The sequence below is a fragment of the Dietzia sp. B44 genome, from assembly GCF_014145245.1.
Lineage (GTDB): Bacteria > Actinomycetota > Actinomycetes > Mycobacteriales > Mycobacteriaceae > Dietzia > Dietzia natronolimnaea.
This window is the reverse complement of the sequence record NZ_JAALEF010000493.1, coordinates 1-2500: the sequence shown is the minus strand read 5'-3', so window position 1 is coordinate 2500 and position 2500 is coordinate 1. Positions and strand designations below refer to the sequence as shown.

Annotated in this window: 3 protein-coding genes, 1 tRNA gene and 1 pseudogene; 3 read left to right on the top strand and 2 right to left on the bottom strand. The window is 69.2% G+C overall.

Annotated elements, in window-relative coordinates; genetic code table 11:
- Positions 1–347, top strand: a pseudogene (locus G6017_RS16980) (hypothetical protein); the annotation flags it as partial.
- A gap of 81 nt (positions 348–428) precedes the next feature.
- Here G6017_RS16980 and G6017_RS14745 read toward each other — a convergent pair.
- The gene (locus G6017_RS14745; protein ID WP_182618028.1) at positions 429–755 is read right to left on the bottom strand and encodes a hypothetical protein; all 327 of its coding nucleotides are present in this window, start codon (positions 753–755) and stop codon (positions 429–431) included.
- Positions 756–983: 228 nt separating this feature from the next.
- Positions 984–1059: transfer RNA gene (locus tag G6017_RS14740), tRNA-Arg, on the bottom strand.
- Positions 1060–1273: 214 nt separating this feature from the next.
- On the opposite strand from G6017_RS14740, the gene rplM reads away from it, so the two are divergent.
- Complete coding sequence (gene rplM, locus G6017_RS14735) at positions 1274–1717, top strand: 50S ribosomal protein L13 (RefSeq protein ID WP_107748654.1); 444 nt, start codon at positions 1274–1276, stop codon at positions 1715–1717.
- The gene (gene rpsI, locus G6017_RS14730; protein ID WP_179524679.1) at positions 1714–2256 is read left to right on the top strand and encodes a 30S ribosomal protein S9; all 543 of its coding nucleotides are present in this window, start codon (positions 1714–1716) and stop codon (positions 2254–2256) included. The genes rplM and rpsI overlap by 4 nt, the downstream gene beginning before the upstream one ends.
- The last annotated feature ends 244 nt before the right edge of the window (positions 2257–2500 follow it).

Here is a 2500-nt window from a genome sequence, read left to right as displayed (position 1 = left end):
TGGCGGCGATCGCCGGGTGGCTGATCGCCTGGGTGGTGGAGGCGGCGTTCGGCCGCTTCGGCCACCAGTGGGCGAACGGCGGCAACACCCCCACCATGTACGCGGTCTACGGGGCGGTGGCCGCGATCCTGGCCGGGCTCCTCTGGTACCTGCTGCTGGTGGGTACGGCGAACCCGCAGCAGTTCTTCTCCTGGACCGTGGGATTGCTGATCATCGCGGCGGTGGCGCTCCCGCTGCTGGTGACGGTGCCGTTCCTCGACGGGTTGGCCGCGGCGATAGTCCATCTGTTCATCGGCCTGCCGATCCTCGCGTTGACAGGGGCGTTCGCCGCGACCCTGCGACGCTGACCCCCGTGACGCACCCGAGCCCGCTGATGATTCATCAGCGGGCTCGGGTGCTTCCGGCCGGTCGGGCGGCCTACCCGTGACTCAGGCCGCGTGCCTGCAGGTCGGGCAGGAGCAGTCGTCGCACACGCAGTTCGCGCACTCGTGGCGCTCCCCGCAGTTGTCGCACGAGCACACGTTGTGGTTACAGGTCTCGCAGGTGCAGTCGGTACAGGTGCACACCGCGCAACTGTCGGTGCAGTTGTCACACGAGCAGGTGGTGCACTCGTCGTAGTGGCCGTCGTGCTCGCGGTGCAGGTGACCGTCGTGCAGGTAGTCGACGTGATCCTCGTGGACCACGGCCTCGTGACCGCAGCCGGGTCCGTGGGTGTGCGAGTGGGGCTCGGCGGTGGGGTGGTCGGTCACGGTCATCGGTGTCGCTCCTGGTCGTCGCCGGCGTGTCGCCGCCGGGCATGGCTGGCGGATGTCACGGGAGTCGCCGGATCGCTCGCGGGTCGGCACTCGTCCATGGCATGCACAGATTGTCATACGTGCATGTATTGCTGTCAACAGCGTCAGTGGTCCCGTCAGGGCTGGCCGAGAGGCGTCGTGCGGCATCCGCGGTGGTGGGGCGGGCGTCGGATGGTCGGACGCGCGCCGTGGTGCCCTCGAGAGGAATCGAACCTCCGACACCGGCTTTAGGAGAGCCGTGCTCTATCCACTGAGCTACGAGGGCGGGAACCGGGGGAGAGTCTAACTGATCCGCGCCGGTCCCGTGATCGGCGAGTTGGAGTGTCGACAGCCGGGCGGTAGGCTTGGCCGCTGGCGTCCGTGTCGTCCCCGTATCCCGGGATCGACGGACCGCCTCCGCGGGTCACCACCGGCCGCCGCGCGAGGGGGTGGGCGTCCGACAGGCCGGCAGCCCCACTAGACAGACAGAGGTATTGCCTGTGTCCACGTACACCCCCAAGCCCGGGGACGTGACGCGCGCCTGGTACGTCATCGACGCCACTGATGTGGTTCTCGGTCGACTCGCCGTGCAGGTCGCCAACATCCTCCGTGGCAAGCACAAGCCGCAGTTCGCCCCGAACGCCGACACCGGCGACTTCGTCATCATCATCAACGCCGACAAGGTCGCGATCTCGTCCAACAAGCGCGAGCGCGTCATGCACCACCGTCACTCCGGTTTCCCGGGCGGGCTCAAGTCGCAGTCCCTCGGCAAGGCCATGGACACGCGCCCCGACCGCGTCGTCGAGAAGGCCGTCAAGGGCATGCTCCCGAGCAACAAGCTCGGTCGTGCCGTCGCCTCCAAGCTGAAGGTGTACGCGGGCCCCGAGCATCCGCACGCCGCCCAGCAGCCCGTGCCCTACGAGATCAAGCAGGTGGCCCAGTGACCGACGAGAACATCACCCCCGAGGCCGAGCTCGCCGATGACACGGTGGCGGAACTCGCCGCCGAAGTCGCCGAGGACTACAGCGAGGCCGACTACGCCGGCGGTACCGACTACGTGGCCGACGCCGAGACCCAGCTGGCCCCGGTCGTCTCCTCCGGTCCGACGCAGGCGGTCGGCCGTCGCAAGGAGGCCGTCGCCCGCGTCCGCCTCATGCCCGGCTCCGGCCAGTTCACCCTCAACGGTCGCACCCTCGAGGAGTACTTCCCGAACAAGGTGCACCAGCAGCTCGTCAAGTCGCCGCTCGTCCTGGTCGAGCGCGAGGAGCAGTTCGACATCGTGGCGCTGCTCCACGGTGGTGGCCCCTCCGGACAGGCCGGCGCGCTGCGTCTGGCCATCGCCCGCGCGCTGATCCAGTACGCGCCGGACGACCGCCCGGCGCTCAAGAAGGCCGGCTTCCTCACCCGGGACGCCCGCGCCGTCGAGCGCAAGAAGGCCGGCCTCAAGAAGGCCCGTAAGGCCCCGCAGTACTCGAAGCGCTGATCTCCGCGCTCGACACCCCAGAGCAGGCGCCCGCGATCGCGGGGGCCTGCTCTGGCTCGTTTTCCAAGGGACCTCACGGCCGGGGCTATCCTTACCCGGTCCGGAACACCCACCCCCAGTGCGGTGGCGGTCCCACTACCCCGGAGGATCACGCACCATGACCCGACTGTTCGGCACCGACGGGGTTCGCGGACTCGCCAATCGGACGCTCACCGTGGACCTGGCCGTCCGCCTCGGAGCGGCC